The sequence below is a fragment of the Longimicrobium sp. genome (assembly GCF_036399935.1).
Taxonomy (GTDB): domain Bacteria; phylum Gemmatimonadota; class Gemmatimonadetes; order Longimicrobiales; family Longimicrobiaceae; genus Longimicrobium.
In genome coordinates, this window is sequence record NZ_DASWMD010000067.1 from 1 (window position 1) to 16,023 (window position 16,023).

Sequence of the window (16,023 nt, forward strand, 5' to 3'; positions counted from 1 at the left end):
GGCCACCATCGACGAGGTGGAGGGCGGCGGCGCCAACATCGCCGACGGCAAGTACTACAGCTTTGGCGTCAACGGCGGCGCTGCCTCGTTCACCGCCTGCGCCATTCCCCTGAACGCCAGCCATGGGCTGCGCTCGTTCCGGATCGACCAGACGGGCGCCATCGCCGAGGGAACTTGCTGACGAGGCGAATGTCCGGCCTCTCGCATACAAGGAAGCCGCCATCCCTGGCGGCTTCTCGCGTTTTCGGCGGGATCGCTACTCCAGCCCGTAGTCGCGGATCTTGTACGTGAGGGCGCGGACGGAGAGGTCCAGCATTTCCGCGGCGCGCGTGCGGTTGCCGCCGGTGCGCTCCAGGGCGCGGGAGATCAGCGTCTTTTCCAGCGAGGGAAGGCGGCGCTTGACGGACAGGTCGCCGTCGTCGGCAAGCACCTCGAACGGGGGCCGGCCCGAACGCACGTGGGGCGGCAGGTGCTCTACCTGTACTTTCCCGCCGGAAAGTACCAGAGCGCGCTCGATCACGTTTTCCAGCTCCCTCACGTTTCCCGGCCACGTGTACGCCGCAAGGACGGGAAACAGCTCGCGGGACACCTCCGGATCGGCGATCCCCAGCCGCGGGGCGTGCCGATGGACGAAGTGCGCGGCCAGCGCGGGGATGTCTTCGGGGCGGGTGCGCAGGGGCGGCACGTGCACCTGCACCACGTTGATGCGGTAGAACAGGTCTTCGCGAAAGCGTCCCTCGCGCACCTCGTCCACCAGGTCGCGGGCGGTGGCGGCCAGCACGCGGACGTCCACGGCCCGCTCGCCGGTGCCGCCCACCCGGCGCACGGTGCGCTCCTGCAGCACGCGCAGCAGCTTCACCTGCAGGGGCAGCGGCATCTCGCCGATCTCGTCCAGGAACAGCGTTCCCCCGTCCGCCTCCTCGAACAACCCCTCGTGCACCCGGTCGGCGCCCGTGAAGGCGCCCTTCTCGTGGCCGAACAGCTCGCTTTCCAGCAGGTTTTCGGGAATGGCGCCGCAGTTGACGGCCACGAAGGGCTTTTCGCGCCGGGCCGACGCCCGGTGCACCGCCCGCGCGATGGCCTCCTTGCCGCTTCCGCTTTCGCCGGTCAGCAGCACGGTGGAGGGAAAGGGGGCCACGCGCGCGGCCAGGTCCGTCACCTCGCGCATGGCGGCGGAAACGCCGATCACCTCCTCGAAGCCGGCGACCTCGCCCACCTCCTTCCTGAGGCGCGCCACCTCGCGCCGAAGCTGTTCGCGCTCTTCGGCCTTGCGCAGGGTGAGGATCACCTCGTCGGCGTTGAAGGGCTTGGAGATGTAGTCGTAGGCGCCCCGGCGCATGGCCTCGACCGCCTGGTCCAGGGCCCCGTAGGCGCTCATCATCACCACCAGCGCGGTGCCGCCCGCCTCCACGTAGCGCTCCAGGAACTCCAGCCCGCCCATCCGCGGCATGCGCACGTCGCACAGCACCAGCTGCGGGTGCTCGGCCAGCGCCAGGCGCAGCCCGGCCTCGCCGTCCTCGGCCACCAGCACGTGGTAGCCCTCGTCGCGAAGGATCAGCAGGAGCGTGTGACGAAGCCCCGCCTCGTCGTCGATGACCAGAACCCGGCGGTCGCTCAACTCTGGTGGCGCCTGGTGGGAAGGAAAAGGACGAAGGCGGCCCCGCCGCCCGGCGCGGCGGCCACTTCTACGCGCCCCCCGAAGTCTGCCACCGTGCTCGCGACGATGGCAAGCCCCAGCCCCGTGCCCTCGCCGGGCGGGCGGGTGGTGAAGAACGGGTCGAACACCTTGTCGGCCGCCTCCGGCGAGATGCCCGGGCCGGTGTCTTCGACGCTCACCCGCAGCGTCTCGGTGTCGGAGTCGATGCGGTGGGGGTCGCGGATGGAGGCCGCGCGGGGGCGCCGCAGGTGCGCGTACGAGATTCCCGGGGGGTCGTCGGCGCGGCGGGTGGGGAGCGGGCGCTCGGGGCGGTACTGCTCCAGCGCCGTGGTGACGGTGAGGGTTCCCCGCGCTTCCATGGCCCGGCGCGCGTTGTCGAGCAGGTTCACCCACACCTGGTCCAGCAGGTGCGGAGAGCCGCTGAGCGGGGGGAGTCCGTCCGCGAGGTGAAGGACGACGTCGATCCCGTCCAGCAGCCCCTGAGAGCGCAGGGTATGGACGGCGCGGCGGATGGACTCGTTGGCGTCGACGGGCTCTCGCTCGCGGGGCGCGGGGCGGGCGTACTCCAGCAGCCCGCGGACGATGCGGTCGATGCGGCGCGCCTCGCCCTCCAGCCCGCCCACCAGCTCGGGGTCGGCCCCGCGGCGGCGCAGCACGGCGGCGTAGCCCATCAGTGCGGCCAGCGGGTTGCCGATCTCGTGCGCCACGCCCGCGGCCAGTCGCCCCACGCCGGCCATCTTTTCGGCCTCCACCAGCTCGCGCTCGGTGCCCAGGAGACGCCGATTCGTCTCGTCGAGGGAGCGGACGTTGTCGGCCAGCCGCTGCTGGTTGTCGAGCAGCTGGTCGGTCATGCGGTTCAGCGCCTGGGAAAGGGCGGCCATCTCGTGGCTCTCGGCCGCCGGGGCGCGGCGCTCGTAGTCGCCCCCGGCCACGGCCTCGGCGGCGGCGACGGCGGCCTGCACCGGGCGCAGCACCAGGCGCACGATCAGGTGGTTGGCCAGCAGCACGAACGCGGCGGCGTCGGCCAGCACCAGCAGCACCAGCAGCCAGGCCGAACCGGGCGCCGCCGCCTGCATGACGGTGCGGGTGGCGGCGGCCAGCAGCGCGGCCGCCAGCCCCAGGAAGGTGAGGTTGAAAAGCAGCTCGCCACGCAACGAGCCCCGGCCGTGGCCGGGGCTCGGGGTATGGCTGGGCGCCGGCACGGCGACGCGCGCGGGGGTCAGACGGCGGCGGGCTGGCGGCGGCGGGCGGCGACCGCCCGGGTTCCGCCGGTCGCGGGCTTGCCGTCCAGCGCCTCGCGGGAAATCAGGTGCCAGACGCGGTCGACGACGGCGGCCGTGGGCTCTTCCCACTGCACCAGCCCCTCGCTGGCTGCCTGCTCCAGGGCGCGCCTCAGCGCGTGCTTGCTGACCGGCTTCCTCATTCGTTCCTCCCGTGAGAATCGGTATGCCTTCCCTGCCCACCCTCACACAGTAACACACGGGCGACCGCCGCGCGAGGGCCCGTCTGCACCCGGCTGCAAACGCCTGCGCCGCAACGAATTGGGGTGATGCGAACGCGGCGGCGCTTCCCGGGGGGGAGCGCCGCCGCGGCGGGACGGGACGGCCGTGCGGCCGGGATCAGTTGTACAGCTTGCCCGCGTGGTCGATGCGGCTGGCGCAGCGCCGGCAGAAGAGCAGGGGCGCGCACAGCCGCCGGTCCCACTCCTTGCTCTGGCAGCGCGGGCAGCGGGGCATCAGGGCGCGCCGGGCCAGGAGCACCGATATGCCGGCGGCGGCCAGGCTCGCGATCAGGATCAATGACATGACGATGAAATACTGGGATTCTTTCCCTCGCTTCCCTAAAGTAAGTGCTTTTCCCATCAACATCAACCGCCTGCGGCAACGCTCGCTTTTCCGGACTCTTGAATGCAATGTCTCTGATACGCGCACCGTATCAGAGACATTGCACATGCCACCAATCGGCTGGCTCTTCCCGGCGATCAGGCCGGGGCCGCCAATCCTAATTCAGGCGCCACGCCGCGCATGGCTTCGATGACGAACTGCACGTGCTCGGCGAGCTCCACGCCCAGCTCCTCGGCGGCCTGCCGTACGTCGTCGCGGTCCACGCCGGCGGCGAACTGCTTGTCCTTCATCTTCTTGAGCACCGACTTCGCCTCCAGGTCCATCACCGACCGGCTGGGCCGCACCAGGGCGGCGGCGGTGATCAGCCCGGTGATCTCGTCGCAGGCGTGAAGGGTGCGCTCCAGCCGCGACTCGGGGACCACGCCAGTGCGGGCGGAGTAGTGGGCCAGGATGGCGCGCACGACCGGTTCGGGGTATCCGCGCTCCCGCAGCATCCCGGCGCCGCGTAGCGGGTGCTCGTCGGGCCAGCGCTCGTAGTCGAAGTCGTGAAGCAGCCCGGCCAGGCCAAAGGTGTCCTCGTCGGCCCCGAAGGTGCGGGCGTAGGCGCGGCAGGCGGCCTCGACGGCGTACATGTGGCGGCGCAGGCTTTCGCTTTCCACGTGCTCGTGCATCAGCGCGAGCGCTTCGTCGCGGCTGGGAAGGTCGGGCATGGGTCCGGTCCGGGTTCGTCGATTTCCGTGGTCCTCGGGCGCGCCAATGTACCCCGGCGGCGGGGGTTCGTCCATTCGGCGGTGGGCAGATGCAGCGAGGCGCGGAACAGGGAAAGCTCCCTCCTCCGCGCCTCGCGTACGCCGCCGCCCAGTCCAGGGCGATTCAGCGGTGGTCCGTCAGCACCAGCAGCTCATCTGTTCGGTGCACCAGCAGGTCTCGTCGATCGTCAGCGGGCAGTTGGGCGTGGCAACGTGCGCCTGCACCGTGCCGGGCTGCTCTGGCGCGGGCGCGGCTTCGAACGAGGTGACGCGAATGGCGTCCAGGTTCAGCGTGAGCTTCTTCATCGGGTGGTCTCCCAGGTAGCGTGGGGTGTGGGGCGCCGAAGGCATTGCCCAACGATACCGATCCCGCGCCGGGGCGACAACCCCAATCCGACGTAAAACGTCAACGAGGCGAGTGAGCACACTGCCCCACTCGCCTCCCGCACCGAGTTTTCCCGTGCAGTCCGGGCAGGCGGACTTCGTGCCGTCGTAGTCGCGACTTCAGTCGCACCAGCCCGGCCGAGGCCGAAGACGAACTTCGATCGGGGTCCGACGGGCTGCCTCGCATGCCGTGGGAGCCCCTCCCCCGGCCCCTCCCCGCATGCTGCGCATGCGGAGAGGGGAGGACTTCATACCGGATCATGTTGGGCGGTTCGCATGCGGCTGGCGCCCCCCATCCCCAGCCCTTCCCCCGCAAACTGCGCGGGGGAAGGGAGCCAGCCCGGTGCGCGTCGGCTGGGGGCGCGCGCTCGACTGCGCGTGCAGTCCGCGAAGGCGGACTTCGGGCCGTCGTTGCCGCGACTTCAGTCGCCCCAGGCGAGGCCCGGGGAGGCCCCTCAGAAGTCCGCGCTGCCCGGCGTGCGCGGGTACGGAAGCACGTCGCGGATGTTGGCCATCCCCGTGGCGTACATGATCATCCGCTCGAAGCCCAGGCCGAACCCGGCGTGCGGCACCGTGCCGTAGCGGCGCAGGTCGCGGTACCACCAGTACGCCTGTGCATCCAGCCCCATCTCGGCGATGCGCGCATCCAGCACGTCCAGCCGCTCCTCGCGCTGCGACCCGCCGATGATCTCGCCCACCCCCGGCGCCAGCACGTCCATCGCCCGCACCGTGCGCCCGTCCTCGTTCACGCGCATGTAGAATGACTTGATGTCCTTGGGGTAGTTCATCACCACCACCGGCCCGCCCACCAGCTCCTCGCTCAGGTAGCGCTCGTGCTCCGTGGCCAGGTCCACGCCCCAGGAAACGGGGAACTCGAACTTCTTCCCCGAGGCCTCCAGCCGGCGGACGGCCTCGGTGTACTCCATCCGCTCGAACGGAGTGCGCACCACGTCCTCCATCCGCTTGACGACGCCCTTCTGGATGCGCTCGTCGAAGAACTCCATGTCGTCCTGCCGCTCCTTCAGCAGGTCGCGGATGATGGCCTTCAGGAAGTCTTCGGCGAGGTCGGCGTCGTCGTTCAGGTCGGCGAAGGCGATCTCCGGCTCGATCATCCAGAACTCGGCCGCGTGCCGCGTGGTGTTGCTGTTCTCCGCGCGGAAGGTGGGGCCGAACGTGTACACGTTGGAAAGCGCCATGCAGTACGCCTCCACGTTCAGCTGCCCGCTGACCGTCAGCGAGGCCAAGCGCCCGAAGAAGTCGTGGCCGAAGTCCGCCCCGCCCTCCGGCGTCCGCGGCAGGTTGGCCAGGTCCAGCGTGCTCACGCGGAACATCTCGCCCGCGCCCTCGGCGTCGCTGGTGGTGATGATGGGCGTGTGCACCCAGAAGAAGCCGCGCTCGTGGAAGAAGCGGTGCACCGCCATCGCCAGCGAGTTGCGCACGCGCGCCACCGCCCCGAAGGTGTTGGTGCGCACGCGCAGGTGGGCGACGGAGCGCAGGAACTCCATCGAGTGCTGCTTGGGCTGGATGGGGTACGTCTCGGGATCGTCCACCCACCCCAGCACCTCCACGGCGCGCGCGTGGATCTCGAACGGCTGCGGGCGCCCCGGGGTGGCCACCACCTCGCCCTCGACGGACACCGAGCACCCGGTCGTCAGCCGCTGCACCTGGTCGGCGTAGTTGGGCAGGTCGCGGTTCGCCACCACCTGGACGGGATTGAAGCAGGAGCCGTCGTGCACGTGGATGAACGAAAGGCCCGCCTTGGAGTCGCGGCGGGTGCGGACCCAGCCCTTGACGGTCACCGCCTGGCCCGCGGGCACGGCGCCGGCCAGGAGCTGCGAGATCGGTGTGCGGCTCATGCTTCGGTTTTGGGAGTCTGTCTCGTGGATGCGTGTTCGCGCGCGGAGAATGTACAAGAATCGGGTACGGTGCGCGACAACGAACGAACTACGGCCTCACACGGAGGGCGCGGGGGAGGAATGGAGGGCGCCTCCCGCCGCGGTGCGATACACGGCGGGTGCGGTGGGGCACAGGTCCGCCACGGGGCAGCGCTCGCAGAAGGGCCGCCGCGCCGTGCAGGTGGCCCGGCCGTGGTCGATAAGGCGATGCGTGAAGATCACCCGGTCGCCCTCGTCCAGCAGCTTCAGCAGGTCCTGCTCGATCTTCTCCGGGTCTTCCTCCCGCGTCATTCCCAGCCGCGCGGCGATGCGCTTGACGTGCGTGTCGACGACGACGCCCTCCGCCACGCCGAAGCCGACGCCAAGCACCACGTTCGCCGTCTTGCGGCCCACGCCGGGAAGCTGCGTCAGCGCAACCAGATCCACCGGCACCTCGCCGCCGTGCCGCTCCACCAGCGCGCGCCCCAGGCCGATCAGCGACCGGGACTTGTTGCGGAAGAAGTTGAGGGACTTCAGGTACTCCTCCATCTCTTCCTGCGAGGCGGCGGCGTAGTCCTGGGCCGTGCGGAAGCGCGCGAACAGCGCCGGCGTGGCGCGGTTCACGGCGGCGTCGGTGCACTGCGCGGAGAGCACCGTGGCGACGGTCAGCTGCAGCGCGTCCTGGTAGTCCAGCGAGCAGCGGCTGTCGGGATAGGTCTCCGCCAGCCGCTCCATGATCGTCCTCAGGCGCTCACGACGCGCTTTTCTGCTTTCTCTGGGCAAGAAACTCCTCCAGCGGCTCCAGCTCCCAGGTGTTCAGCACCTGGGGGGCGGTCAGCCACGCCTTGCGCGCGACGTTCACGCCGTACAGCACGTTGCCCAGCGCGCCCGTAGAGTGCGCGTCGGGATTGATGGGCACCAGCACCCCCTTTTCGGCGGCGTAGCGCGCGTTCTTCCAGTCCACGTCCAGCCGGTGCGGATCGGCGTTGATCTCCACGCACACGCCATGTTCCGCCGCCGCGTCGATCACCGCCCGCACGTCCACGGCGTAGCCGTCGCGCTTCAGCAGCAGGCGGCCCGTGGCGTGGCCCAGCATGGTGATGCGCGGATGCGACACGGCGCGGATCAGCCGGTTCGTCATCTCGCGCTCGGGCATCTGAAAGCCGGAGTGCACGGAGCCCACGACGTAGTCGAACGAGGCGAGCACGGCGTCGTCGTAGTCCAGCCGCCCGTCCGCCAGGATGTCGCTTTCCACCCCCTTGAACAGGCGGAAGCGCTTTTTCCCCCTCCCCCCGTGCTCCGCGTTCCATGCGTCGATTTCGCGGTGCTGCTTGCGGACCGCCGCCGGGGGGAGCCCTCCCGCGTAGCCGGCCGCCTGCGAGTGGTCGGCGATGCCCAGGTACGCCCAGCCCCGCTCGCGCGCCGCCTGGGCCATCTCGGCCACGCTGGCGCGTCCGTCCGACCACGTCGTGTGGCAGTGGAAGGTGCCGCGCAGGTCCTCCGCCTCCACCAGCTTCGGCAGCGTGCCGTCCGCCGCGGCCTGCACCTCGCCCCATCCCTCGCGCAGCTCGGGCGCGATCCACGCCAGCCCGAGCACTTCGTACACCTTTTCCTCGTCCGGGGTCGCGACGAGCCGGTTTCCCTTCGCCAGCCCCTCCGCGTTCAGCCGGTGCCCCCGCTCCTCCGCCCGGGCCGACAGCTGCGCCAGGTGCTCGTCGCTCCCCGTCGCCCAGACGAGCGCGGCACCGAAGCGGGTCGGCAGAACGCAGGTGAGACGGGCGGTGAGCCCGTCCGCGAAGGTCACCTCGGCGCGGTGGTCCGCGTCGTCGTCGTCGGCCGATTCCACGCCCTGGATGGCGCGAAAGGCGGCAAGCACGGCGGCGGGATCCTTGGACGAGGCCACGAGGTCGATGGAATCCACCACCTCCAGCCGCCGCCGCACCTGCCCGGCCGCGCGCGCCTGCACGACGCCGGGGAGGCCTTCGACCAGCTCCAGCAGCCCCGCCGCGGCCTCGATGGCCTGGTAGTAGCGCCGCCGCCCGCGCAGCGACCGCGCGAAGGCGATCCCCTCCAGGATCTTCTGCTCCGTCTTGGCCCCCAGCCCCGGAAGCGTGGCGATCCTGCCCGCGAGCGCCGCCTTCTCCAGCGCATCAAGGCCGTCGACGCCTAAGTCCGCGTACAGCGTGCGGATGCGCTTGGCGCCGAGCCCCTTGATCTTCATCAGGTCGTACAGGCCCAGCGGCGTCTTGGCGCGCAGCTCCTCCAGCATCCCCGACGTCCCCGTGCCCACCAGCTCCTCGAGCACGGCCCCGATCCCCTCGCCCACCCCTGAGAGCGACTGCAGCCGCCCCGCGGCGGCGAGCTGGTGAAGGTCGGCGGTGGAGGTTTCCAGCGCGCGGGCGGCGGAGGAGAAGGCCTTGGCGCGGAACGGGTTGCCGCCCACCACCTCCAGCAGCATGGCGATCTCGGACAGGGCCGCGGCGGCCTCGCGCGCCGTCACGCCCCCGCCCCGCCGAAGCGCACGCGAAGGAAGTCCATCCGCGACAGGGGCGGCGACCCGGGCCGGTCCTCCAGCCGCCGCTCCGGCGCCGTCTCGGGAACGATGTCTTCGGGATGGCGGTCCACGTACCAGAGCACACGGCCGATCAGCTTCAGCGCCTCGGTTACGGTGAGGATGGAGTACAGCCCGGCCATGTCGCCGCCGGGAAGCACGTTCTCGAAGTCCTGCCCGGTTTCCCTTCCCGGCTCGGCCCAGACGGTGGGAATGCCGGGACCGATTCCGCAGTCGAACGGGATGACGCTGAACCCTGGGCGGTTGCGGTGGATGCCCAGGATCATCAGCGCCTGCAGGTCCTGGAAGGGCGTGCCCCGCGCGTCGATTTCGGTCGCGAGCGTGACGAAGAACCCGTCCACCGGCTCCGGCTGCTGGTCGGGGTTGATGCTGGCCCAGAACAGGTTGGGCGGAAGCTGCAGGTAGAACGCGTCGGCGGGGGCGGCGAGCTCCCATCCCTCCAGCCGCGGCGCCGCCTCCACGAGGTAGCGCGCGACCGGCGCGTCCATCACGAACGTCCGGCGGCCCGCGCGCCAGAAGTTGAAGGCGTGGTAGAACAGGGCGCGGTACTCGTCGAGGGTTTCGGGCGGCACGTCCGCTGGAACGATCTCGCGCACGGCGTCGCCCACTGCGGCGATGAACTGAAAGCGGTCGCGCCGGCCGGGATCTTCGCCGCGCCCGCCCGCCTCGTCCACGATCGCGGGGAACACCCGCGACTCGAAGTCGCCCCCCAGGAACGCCAGCTCGTACGGCGTCAGCCGCGCCGTTCCGCCCTTGCCTTCGTCAGCCACGCCGCACCCTCGCTTTCGCGCCCACGCTCATGTCCACGCGACGGAAAGTAGCCCGTCAGCCCTCCACGCGGAACCAGTCGCCCGGCTCCACGGCGTACTCCAGCACCTCGGGCTCGCCGCCGCCGAAGAGGCCGCGCAGCGACTCCCACGTGCCGCGCCGCCGGACGAGCACGACGGCCGCCTCGCCGGGGCCGCCGTCGAACTCCTCCAGGTAGAGGAAGCACACGTCGCCCAGCCGCTCCGGGCGCGGCACCGACACCCGCGCGTCGCCGAGCTGCGCCACCACCTCGTCCATCCGGTCGAAGTCGCGCCCGGCGATCCGTACCTCGGCGAAGCGGTCGCCGTCCACGTCCCAGGCGTCGTCGCCCAGCGGCTCGCCGGAGCGGTAAAAGAGGGGGTCGAACGGCATCCCCTCGTGGCGCTTGAAGTTTTCGTCCGCCGCGTAGTCGAAGTCCTCCAGCGCGTCCTCGCCCGCGGTGGATTCGCGATGATGGCGGATCTCGTGGGTGAGCGTTTCCCATAGCTCGCCCTCCCAGTCGAACTCCTCGTCGATCTCCGCCAGCGCGTGGAACGAGCCGAAGTACAGGTGAACGCCGGACCGCGTGAGGTCGGGAAGGTCCATCCCTAAGTCCAGCTCGCCCGTGGCGCACTCGCCCAGCGTGTACACGTCCGGAAGTTCCGGGTGCGGCACCGTGTCGCGCGACACCGAGACGTACTCCACCCCGCCCTTGAATTCCGGTGGGATGGATTCGAACATCTCCAGCGCGCGCCGCTCGAATTCCGAGTAGTTCATCAGGTGGCGGATGGTGGTTCAGCCGATGTTCGTCCGACACGCAGACGCAGGGCCGCGAGCGCCAGCCCGGCGGCGATCCCCAGGCCGAAGGACCGCCAGTCGTCCCAGAGGACGAGCTTGAACCACGCGGCGACCGCGGCCAGCCCGCCGATCAGCACCTGCAGCACGCGGGACCGCGTGGTCAGCCCGGCGTAGGCGTAGAACAGCATGTGCCCGGAAAACGGCAGCCACGTTCCGAGCATCCGCGTGGCGGCGAGGACCACGGCCACCGCGTCGACGGCCAGCGCGCCGGGGCGGTGCTGCTCGATCTCGTTCAGCCACCGCCGCGACCAGAGGAAGAACGCGGGGAAGAATGGCGCCATGTACAGAAGCAGAAAGCGCTTCGCCTCCCACCCGTCCACCATCGCCGCACCGGCGCCGAACGCCAGCGGCACCCCGGCAGCGCCGAGGGCACAGCCGCGGCGCAGGCGCGAGCGGTGGCGGAGGACGAATGAGCGGAGTGCGTCCACGGCGGACCGCGGGCCCAGGCGCGACGAGGGCGCGGAGCCGGTGTCCCGGTCCGCGCCCCCGTGCATCGGCAGCACCGGCGTCAGTCCAGCTCGTCGATGCTGTGGATGATGCGGTGAACCAGCCCGTACTCCACCGCCTGCTTGGCATCGAGCCAGAAGTTGCGGTGCGTGTCGGATTCGATGCGCTCGATGGGCTGCCCCGTCTCGCGGGAAAAGATCTGGTTGATGCGCGCGCGCATCTTGATGATCTCGTGCGCCTCGATGGCGATGTCGGCCGCGGTGCCCCCCGCGCCGCCCGCCGGCTGGTGCAGCAGGAAGCGCGTGTTGGGGAGGCAGTAGCGGTCTTCCTTCTTGGCCGCCACGAAGATCAGCGCGCCGGCGCTGGCCACCCACCCGGTGCCGATCATCCGCACGCGCGGCTTGATGAAGCGCACGACGTCGTGGATGGTGTCGCCCGACTCCACGTGCCCGCCCTGCGAGTTCACGAACATGTTGATGGGCTGGTCGCTCTCGCCCGACATGGCCAGGAGCTGCCCGATGATGTTGGACGTGAGCTGCTGGTCGATGCCGCCGCTGATGATCAGCGTGCGCGACTTGAACAGGCGTTCGCGGATGCCCTCGGTAAGCGCGTTGGGCCGGTCCTTGGGCGCCTGCTCTTCTTCGTGCTCCTGATCGTCTTCCTGATTCTTGATCATCCCGAATCCCCGTACGTTTTGACTTGGCGCGGACGCGTTGTCTGCTCGTGCGATCCTAGCAGGCGCCCGCGCGGAGCGAAAGGGCCGCCCGTCCCGAGCGGCCCCGTCGCGAAAACCAGACCGTCGCCCCGGCCCCTTCCACACCACGTGTCATCCTGAGCCCCACGCGCACCGTATCATCCCGTACGACGGGCCACGCGGGGCGAAGTATCCAGCCACAAACCCGGGCGCGCAGCGGTCACCAGTGCAGAGGCCCCGATCTCCTCCCGGCGGTTGAAACCGCAGCTGGGAAGTCACGAAGTCCGCCTGCGCGGACTGCACGCGCAGTTCGGCGCGCCAGGCCAGCCGAAGCGCGATTCAGGTCTCCCCCTCCCCTGCGCAGCGGGGGACGGGGGCCGGGGGGAGGGGGCTCCCAAAGGCATGCACCGGCAGCTAGTGGAACCCCGACCGAAGTTCCCCTCTCTCCCGCGCTGTTTGCGGGGGAGAGGCCGGGAGAGGGGGCTCCCGACGCATGCGAGGCACCCCGTCGCACCCCGACCGAAGTTCCCCCCTCTCCGCACGTAGTTTGTGCGGGGAGGGGCCGGGGGAGGGGCCTGTGCGGGGAGGGGCCGGGGGTGGACCTGTGCGGGAGGGGCCGGGGGTGGGGGCGACAGAACGGCGGCCCGCACCGCGAGCCGCCGTCCGCACTTCACCACCGGCCGCCCACACGATCAGCCGCCGATGCGCTCCTTCAGCCAGGTGACGATCTCGTCCTGCGAGATGCGCGACTGCTCCATGGTGTCGCGGTCGCGGATGGTGACGGTGCCCTGCTCCATCGTCTCTCCATCTACCGTGATGCAGAACGGCGTTCCCGCCTCGTCCTGGCGGCGGTACCGCCGGCCGATGGCGCCCGCCTCGTCGTAGAAGCTGGGGATGCCGCGGCGGCGCAGGTCTTCGTGGATCTGCGTGGCGCGCTCCGGCATGCCGTCCTTCTTCACCAGCGGAAACACGCCGCACTTCATGGGCGCCAGCGAAGGCTTGATGGCAAGCACCACGCGCGTTTCGCCCTCCACCGCCTCTTCGCGGTAGGCGTTGGCCAGCACCGCCAGCGTGGCGCGGTCGGCGCCCACCGACGTCTCGATGATGTACGGGATGTACCGCTTGCCCGCGGCGGGATCGATGTACTCCAGCCGCTTCCCCGAAAACTCCTGGTGGCGCTTCAGGTCGAAGTCGGTGCGGTTGTGAATGCCCTCGATTTCGCCCCACCCCTCGCCGCCGATGGTGCCGCCGAAGAAGAACTCCACGTCGCCCGCGGCGGTGGCGTAGTGCGCCAGCTTTTCGTGCGGGTGGTAGCGCAGCCGGTCCGGCGACAGACCCAGCACGTCGGTGTGCCACGCAAGCCGGCGCTCGCGCCACTCCTCGAAGAACGCCGCGTCGGTCCCCGGCTCCACGAAGAACTGCATTTCCATCTGCTCGAACTCACGCGTGCGGAACGTAAAGTTGCCGGGCGTGATCTCGTTGCGGAACGCCTTTCCGATCTGCGCGATGCCGAAGGGCACCTTCTGCCGGGCGCTCTGCTGCACGTTCAGGAAGTTCACGTAGATGCCCTGCGCCGTCTCCGGCCGCAGGTACACCACGTTCGCCGAGTCCTCGGCGGGACCCATGAACGTCTTGAACATCAGGTTGAAGTTGCGCGGCTCCGTCCACTCGCCCGTCTTGCCGCAGCTGGGGCACTGCGCCGACTCCAGCTCCTGGGCCTTGCTCTCGGCCAGCAGGATGTCTACCCGGTACCGGCGATGGCAGTTGCGGCACTCCACCAGCGGGTCGGTGAACTCGGCCACGTGGCCTGAGGCCTCCCACACCTTGGGGTGCATCAGGATGGCGGCGTCCAGGCCCTCGATGTCGTCGCGCTCGTGCACCATCGCGCGCCACCAGGCCTCCTTCACGTTGCGCTTGAGCTCCACTCCCAGCGGGCCGTAGTCCCACACGGAGCCGGTGCCCCCGTAGATTTCGGACGACTGGAAGACGTAGCCCCGCCGCTTGGAGAGGGATACCAGCTTCTCCATCAAATCGTTGTCCGCCATGCCTCGTCTTGCCGATCCGCGCTGAGTTCCGGTGCCGGGTATGAGAGCGGGGATGATAACCGGCGGGCTCCGGCGCCGCAAATGACCGGCGCGAGTGGCCGCGAGACACGAAGGGGCGCCGGCGGCGCCCCGTCGGTAACGACTTTGCCGGGCACCCGGGCGCATCGGACGAGGTTCCCAGGCGGCGGCTTGCCCAGCTCAGACGCCAGGCGGAGTCAGCCCAGCTGGTCGAGGATCTCCGCCAATCGTCCTTCGAGGGCGTCCCAATCCGCGGCGCCCTCGCTGCTGACGAGGGTGCGGATACGCTGGGCGTGCTCGCCCGTGGCGGGGTCTGCATCGAGGCGGCCGAGCGCGGCTTCGGTTGCGCGCGCGCGGAAGAATTCGGCGTCCTCGCGGCCGGCGGCGATGCGGGCGGCCTGGAGCCACGCGCCCAGACGTACGTCGTCCTCGCCGGCCATCGCGGCGGCGGCCTCGCTGCCCTGCTCCATCTGCGGCTCCAACTCCGCCCAGGGCGCGCCAGCGCGGTCCTGGATGCCGCGGAAGATGGAGACGGCGGGCCCGGAGCCCGGGAGCTCGCCCAGCAGGATGGCGACCTGGGCCGCCGTGCGCGCCGCGGCGGGATCCTGGCCGCGCACCGCGAGCTCCAGCTCCACCAGCCGCGCGCCGATGCGCACGGCGCGGGCGCGGGGCGTCATGGGGTCCGAGGCCGAACGGGTGCTGCCCCACGGGCTGGGGTCCCAGCCGGCGGGGAGCGCGGTGCCGGTCGTGGCCAGCCGCTCCGCCAGCGCACCGGGCTCCTGCAGCCCGGCCGGCTGCAATCGGTTCCAGGCGAGCGGCGCCAGGGCGACCGCGGCCACGACCGCGGCGATCGCGCCCCAGCGCCGCGCTCCCGGGAACGGCGACGTGTGGCGCGCGGCGGGACGGAGCAGCGTCACGCCGGCGGCGGCATCCTCTTCTTCCAGGGCGCGCGTGACGGCGGCGGCCTCGGCGTAGGCGGCCAGGGCCTCGTCGTCGGTCGCCAGGCGCGACAGGACGTCGGCGTGCGCGTCCGCGTCCAGGCGGGCATCGAGCAGCGCCGCCAGGCGTTCCGCCTCGTCGAAATCGCCCCGGGAGCCCGTGCCGGCCCCGCGTTCGTCCCTCACCCACTCCCTTTCTTCAGGATGTCCACCCTTGTTGGATGGACCCGCCAGGTGTTTATCCCGCTCCGGTTCGGTCATGGCGCGCGATCCTCCAGCAACCCGCGGACCCGCTCGCGGGAAAGGCCGCCGGCCTCCAGCGTGCGCCGAAGCTGCGAAAAGATGCGGTCCATCCGCCGGTACAACGGCTTCTGCGGCAGGTTCAGGCCGCGTGCCACGTCGGCAACGGTCATTTCGTGCCACACCCGCATCCGCACGATCACCTGGTCCTCGTCCGGCAGGCTGGCGACGGCACGGGCCACGGCCTGCTCCGCCTCGTTCCGCCGCTGCTCGGATTCCTGCGCCAGCACGCGGACGTCGGCCTGCTCGTCGGCGGGGAGCGCGGCGACCACCTCCTCGGCGGCGGCCACGGGGCGCAGGGGCGGGCGGGCGGGAAGCTGGCGCCACAGCTCGGCCAGTTCGCGGTCCGCCAGCTCGCCGTGGCCGGTGGTGCGCATCAGCTGGGCCGCCTGGGTGAGCGTGAACCCGTCGCGGTGCACCAGCGTTTCCAGGCGCACCGCCGTGGGCCCCAGCCGCCGGGCCGCCGCGGACGGCCGCCAGCGGCCACGCTCGCGCACCCGGTAGTCGCGGGCGAGCATCGACAGCACCACGGTCAGGTAGGTGGCCGGCGCGCTTTCGCCGCGAAAGCGGCGGAGGGCGGAATAGTCGTCCTCGATCAGGCGCAGCTTGGCCCACGACGCGAAGTCGTCGGCGTCGTCACCGGAAAGCCCCTGACGGCGCGCGAGCATGGCAAGCACGCGCTCGATCCAGCGGAGGTTCTCCAGGAAGAGGCGCTCGGCCTGGTGCCGATCCAGCATGCTCGGGGACGGAGGTAGGAAAAGGCGCGATCCTAGCGCCCGGAGTGTACCTGAGCGGGAAACCTAATCCGCCACGATGGATGCAACAACATTTCCGTCCCCGCCACCGCACGATGAACG

17 protein-coding genes are annotated in these 16,023 nt (G+C 70.7%); 1 reads left to right on the forward strand and 16 read right to left on the reverse strand.

The window, feature by feature from the left end:
* Positions 1–181: hypothetical protein (locus VGB24_RS19945; RefSeq protein WP_331074701.1), on the forward strand; the 181-nt coding region annotated here is incomplete at its 5' end.
* Between the two features lie 75 nt (positions 182–256).
* Here the strand turns inward: VGB24_RS19945 and VGB24_RS19950 are convergent.
* From VGB24_RS19950 to VGB24_RS20025, 16 genes are all read right to left on the reverse strand, one after another.
* Complete coding sequence (locus VGB24_RS19950) at positions 257–1,618, reverse strand: sigma-54 dependent transcriptional regulator (protein ID WP_331074702.1); 1,362 nt, start codon at positions 1,616–1,618, stop codon at positions 257–259.
* Positions 1,615–2,811, reverse strand: a complete 1,197-nt coding sequence (locus tag VGB24_RS19955) for a sensor histidine kinase (protein ID WP_331074703.1) — start codon at positions 2,809–2,811, stop codon at positions 1,615–1,617. The genes VGB24_RS19950 and VGB24_RS19955 overlap by 4 nt, the downstream gene beginning before the upstream one ends.
* Before the next feature lie 65 nt (positions 2,812–2,876).
* Positions 2,877–3,080 carry a hypothetical protein gene (locus tag VGB24_RS19960; protein ID WP_331074704.1) on the reverse strand — a complete coding sequence of 68 codons (204 nt, stop codon included), beginning with the start codon at positions 3,078–3,080 and terminating at the stop codon, positions 2,877–2,879.
* A 196-nt stretch (positions 3,081–3,276) separates the two neighbouring features.
* Complete coding sequence (locus VGB24_RS19965) at positions 3,277–3,462, reverse strand: hypothetical protein (protein WP_331074705.1); 186 nt, start codon at positions 3,460–3,462, stop codon at positions 3,277–3,279.
* A 176-nt stretch (positions 3,463–3,638) separates the two neighbouring features.
* Entirely contained in the window at positions 3,639–4,211 is a 573-nt protein-coding gene (locus VGB24_RS19970; RefSeq protein ID WP_331074706.1) for an HD domain-containing protein, read from the reverse strand.
* A 177-nt stretch (positions 4,212–4,388) separates the two neighbouring features.
* A complete protein-coding gene (locus tag VGB24_RS19975) occupies positions 4,389–4,556 on the reverse strand; it encodes a hypothetical protein (protein ID WP_331074707.1) in 168 nt (55 codons plus the stop codon).
* 533 nt (positions 4,557–5,089) lie between these two features.
* Positions 5,090–6,490 (reverse strand): asparagine--tRNA ligase, encoded by a 1,401-nt coding sequence (asnS, locus tag VGB24_RS19980; RefSeq protein WP_331074708.1) that lies wholly within the window; start codon positions 6,488–6,490, stop codon positions 5,090–5,092.
* 96 nt (positions 6,491–6,586) lie between these two features.
* The gene (gene nth / locus VGB24_RS19985; RefSeq protein WP_331074709.1) at positions 6,587–7,291 is read right to left on the reverse strand and encodes an endonuclease III; all 705 of its coding nucleotides are present in this window, start codon (positions 7,289–7,291) and stop codon (positions 6,587–6,589) included.
* The gene (polX, locus tag VGB24_RS19990) at positions 7,260–9,008 is read right to left on the reverse strand and encodes a DNA polymerase/3'-5' exonuclease PolX (RefSeq protein ID WP_331074710.1); all 1,749 of its coding nucleotides are present in this window, start codon (positions 9,006–9,008) and stop codon (positions 7,260–7,262) included. The genes nth and polX overlap by 32 nt, the downstream gene beginning before the upstream one ends.
* The gene (locus VGB24_RS19995; protein ID WP_331074711.1) at positions 9,005–9,850 is read right to left on the reverse strand and encodes a hypothetical protein; all 846 of its coding nucleotides are present in this window, start codon (positions 9,848–9,850) and stop codon (positions 9,005–9,007) included. The genes polX and VGB24_RS19995 overlap by 4 nt, the downstream gene beginning before the upstream one ends.
* Before the next feature lie 55 nt (positions 9,851–9,905).
* Positions 9,906–10,643: a hypothetical protein gene (locus tag VGB24_RS20000; RefSeq protein ID WP_331074712.1), complete on the reverse strand. Its 738-nt coding sequence runs from the start codon at positions 10,641–10,643 to the stop codon at positions 9,906–9,908.
* Entirely contained in the window at positions 10,643–11,227 is a 585-nt protein-coding gene (locus VGB24_RS20005) for a hypothetical protein (RefSeq protein ID WP_331074713.1), read from the reverse strand. Before VGB24_RS20005 ends, VGB24_RS20000 begins: the two co-directional genes overlap by 1 nt.
* Before the next feature lie 5 nt (positions 11,228–11,232).
* Positions 11,233–11,847 (reverse strand): ATP-dependent Clp protease proteolytic subunit, encoded by a 615-nt coding sequence (locus tag VGB24_RS20010; RefSeq protein WP_331074714.1) that lies wholly within the window; start codon positions 11,845–11,847, stop codon positions 11,233–11,235.
* A 710-nt stretch (positions 11,848–12,557) separates the two neighbouring features.
* Positions 12,558–13,910 (reverse strand): glycine--tRNA ligase, encoded by a 1,353-nt coding sequence (locus tag VGB24_RS20015; RefSeq protein ID WP_331074715.1) that lies wholly within the window; start codon positions 13,908–13,910, stop codon positions 12,558–12,560.
* Between the two features lie 215 nt (positions 13,911–14,125).
* The gene (locus tag VGB24_RS20020) at positions 14,126–15,052 is read right to left on the reverse strand and encodes a hypothetical protein (RefSeq protein WP_331074716.1); all 927 of its coding nucleotides are present in this window, start codon (positions 15,050–15,052) and stop codon (positions 14,126–14,128) included.
* 71 nt (positions 15,053–15,123) lie between these two features.
* Positions 15,124–15,903: a sigma-70 family RNA polymerase sigma factor gene (locus VGB24_RS20025; RefSeq protein ID WP_331074717.1), complete on the reverse strand. Its 780-nt coding sequence runs from the start codon at positions 15,901–15,903 to the stop codon at positions 15,124–15,126.
* Positions 15,904–16,023: the final 120 nt, after the last annotated feature.

Coding starts and splice junctions, on each gene's coding strand:
- VGB24_RS20025 (WP_331074717.1), bottom strand. CDS start 15,903: ATGCTGGATCGGCACCAGGCCGAGCGCCTCTTCCTGGAGAACCTCCGC.
- VGB24_RS20000 (WP_331074712.1), bottom strand. CDS start 10,643: ATGAACTACTCGGAATTCGAGCGGCGCGCGCTGGAGATGTTCGAATCC.
- VGB24_RS19975 (WP_331074707.1), bottom strand. CDS start 4,556: ATGAAGAAGCTCACGCTGAACCTGGACGCCATTCGCGTCACCTCGTTC.
- VGB24_RS19965 (WP_331074705.1), bottom strand. CDS start 3,462: ATGTCATTGATCCTGATCGCGAGCCTGGCCGCCGCCGGCATATCGGTG.
- VGB24_RS20015 (WP_331074715.1), bottom strand. CDS start 13,910: ATGGCGGACAACGATTTGATGGAGAAGCTGGTATCCCTCTCCAAGCGG.
- VGB24_RS20010 (WP_331074714.1), bottom strand. CDS start 11,847: ATGATCAAGAATCAGGAAGACGATCAGGAGCACGAAGAAGAGCAGGCG.
- VGB24_RS19960 (WP_331074704.1), bottom strand. CDS start 3,080: ATGAGGAAGCCGGTCAGCAAGCACGCGCTGAGGCGCGCCCTGGAGCAG.
- VGB24_RS19970 (WP_331074706.1), bottom strand. CDS start 4,211: ATGCCCGACCTTCCCAGCCGCGACGAAGCGCTCGCGCTGATGCACGAG.
- asnS (WP_331074708.1), bottom strand. CDS start 6,490: ATGAGCCGCACACCGATCTCGCAGCTCCTGGCCGGCGCCGTGCCCGCG.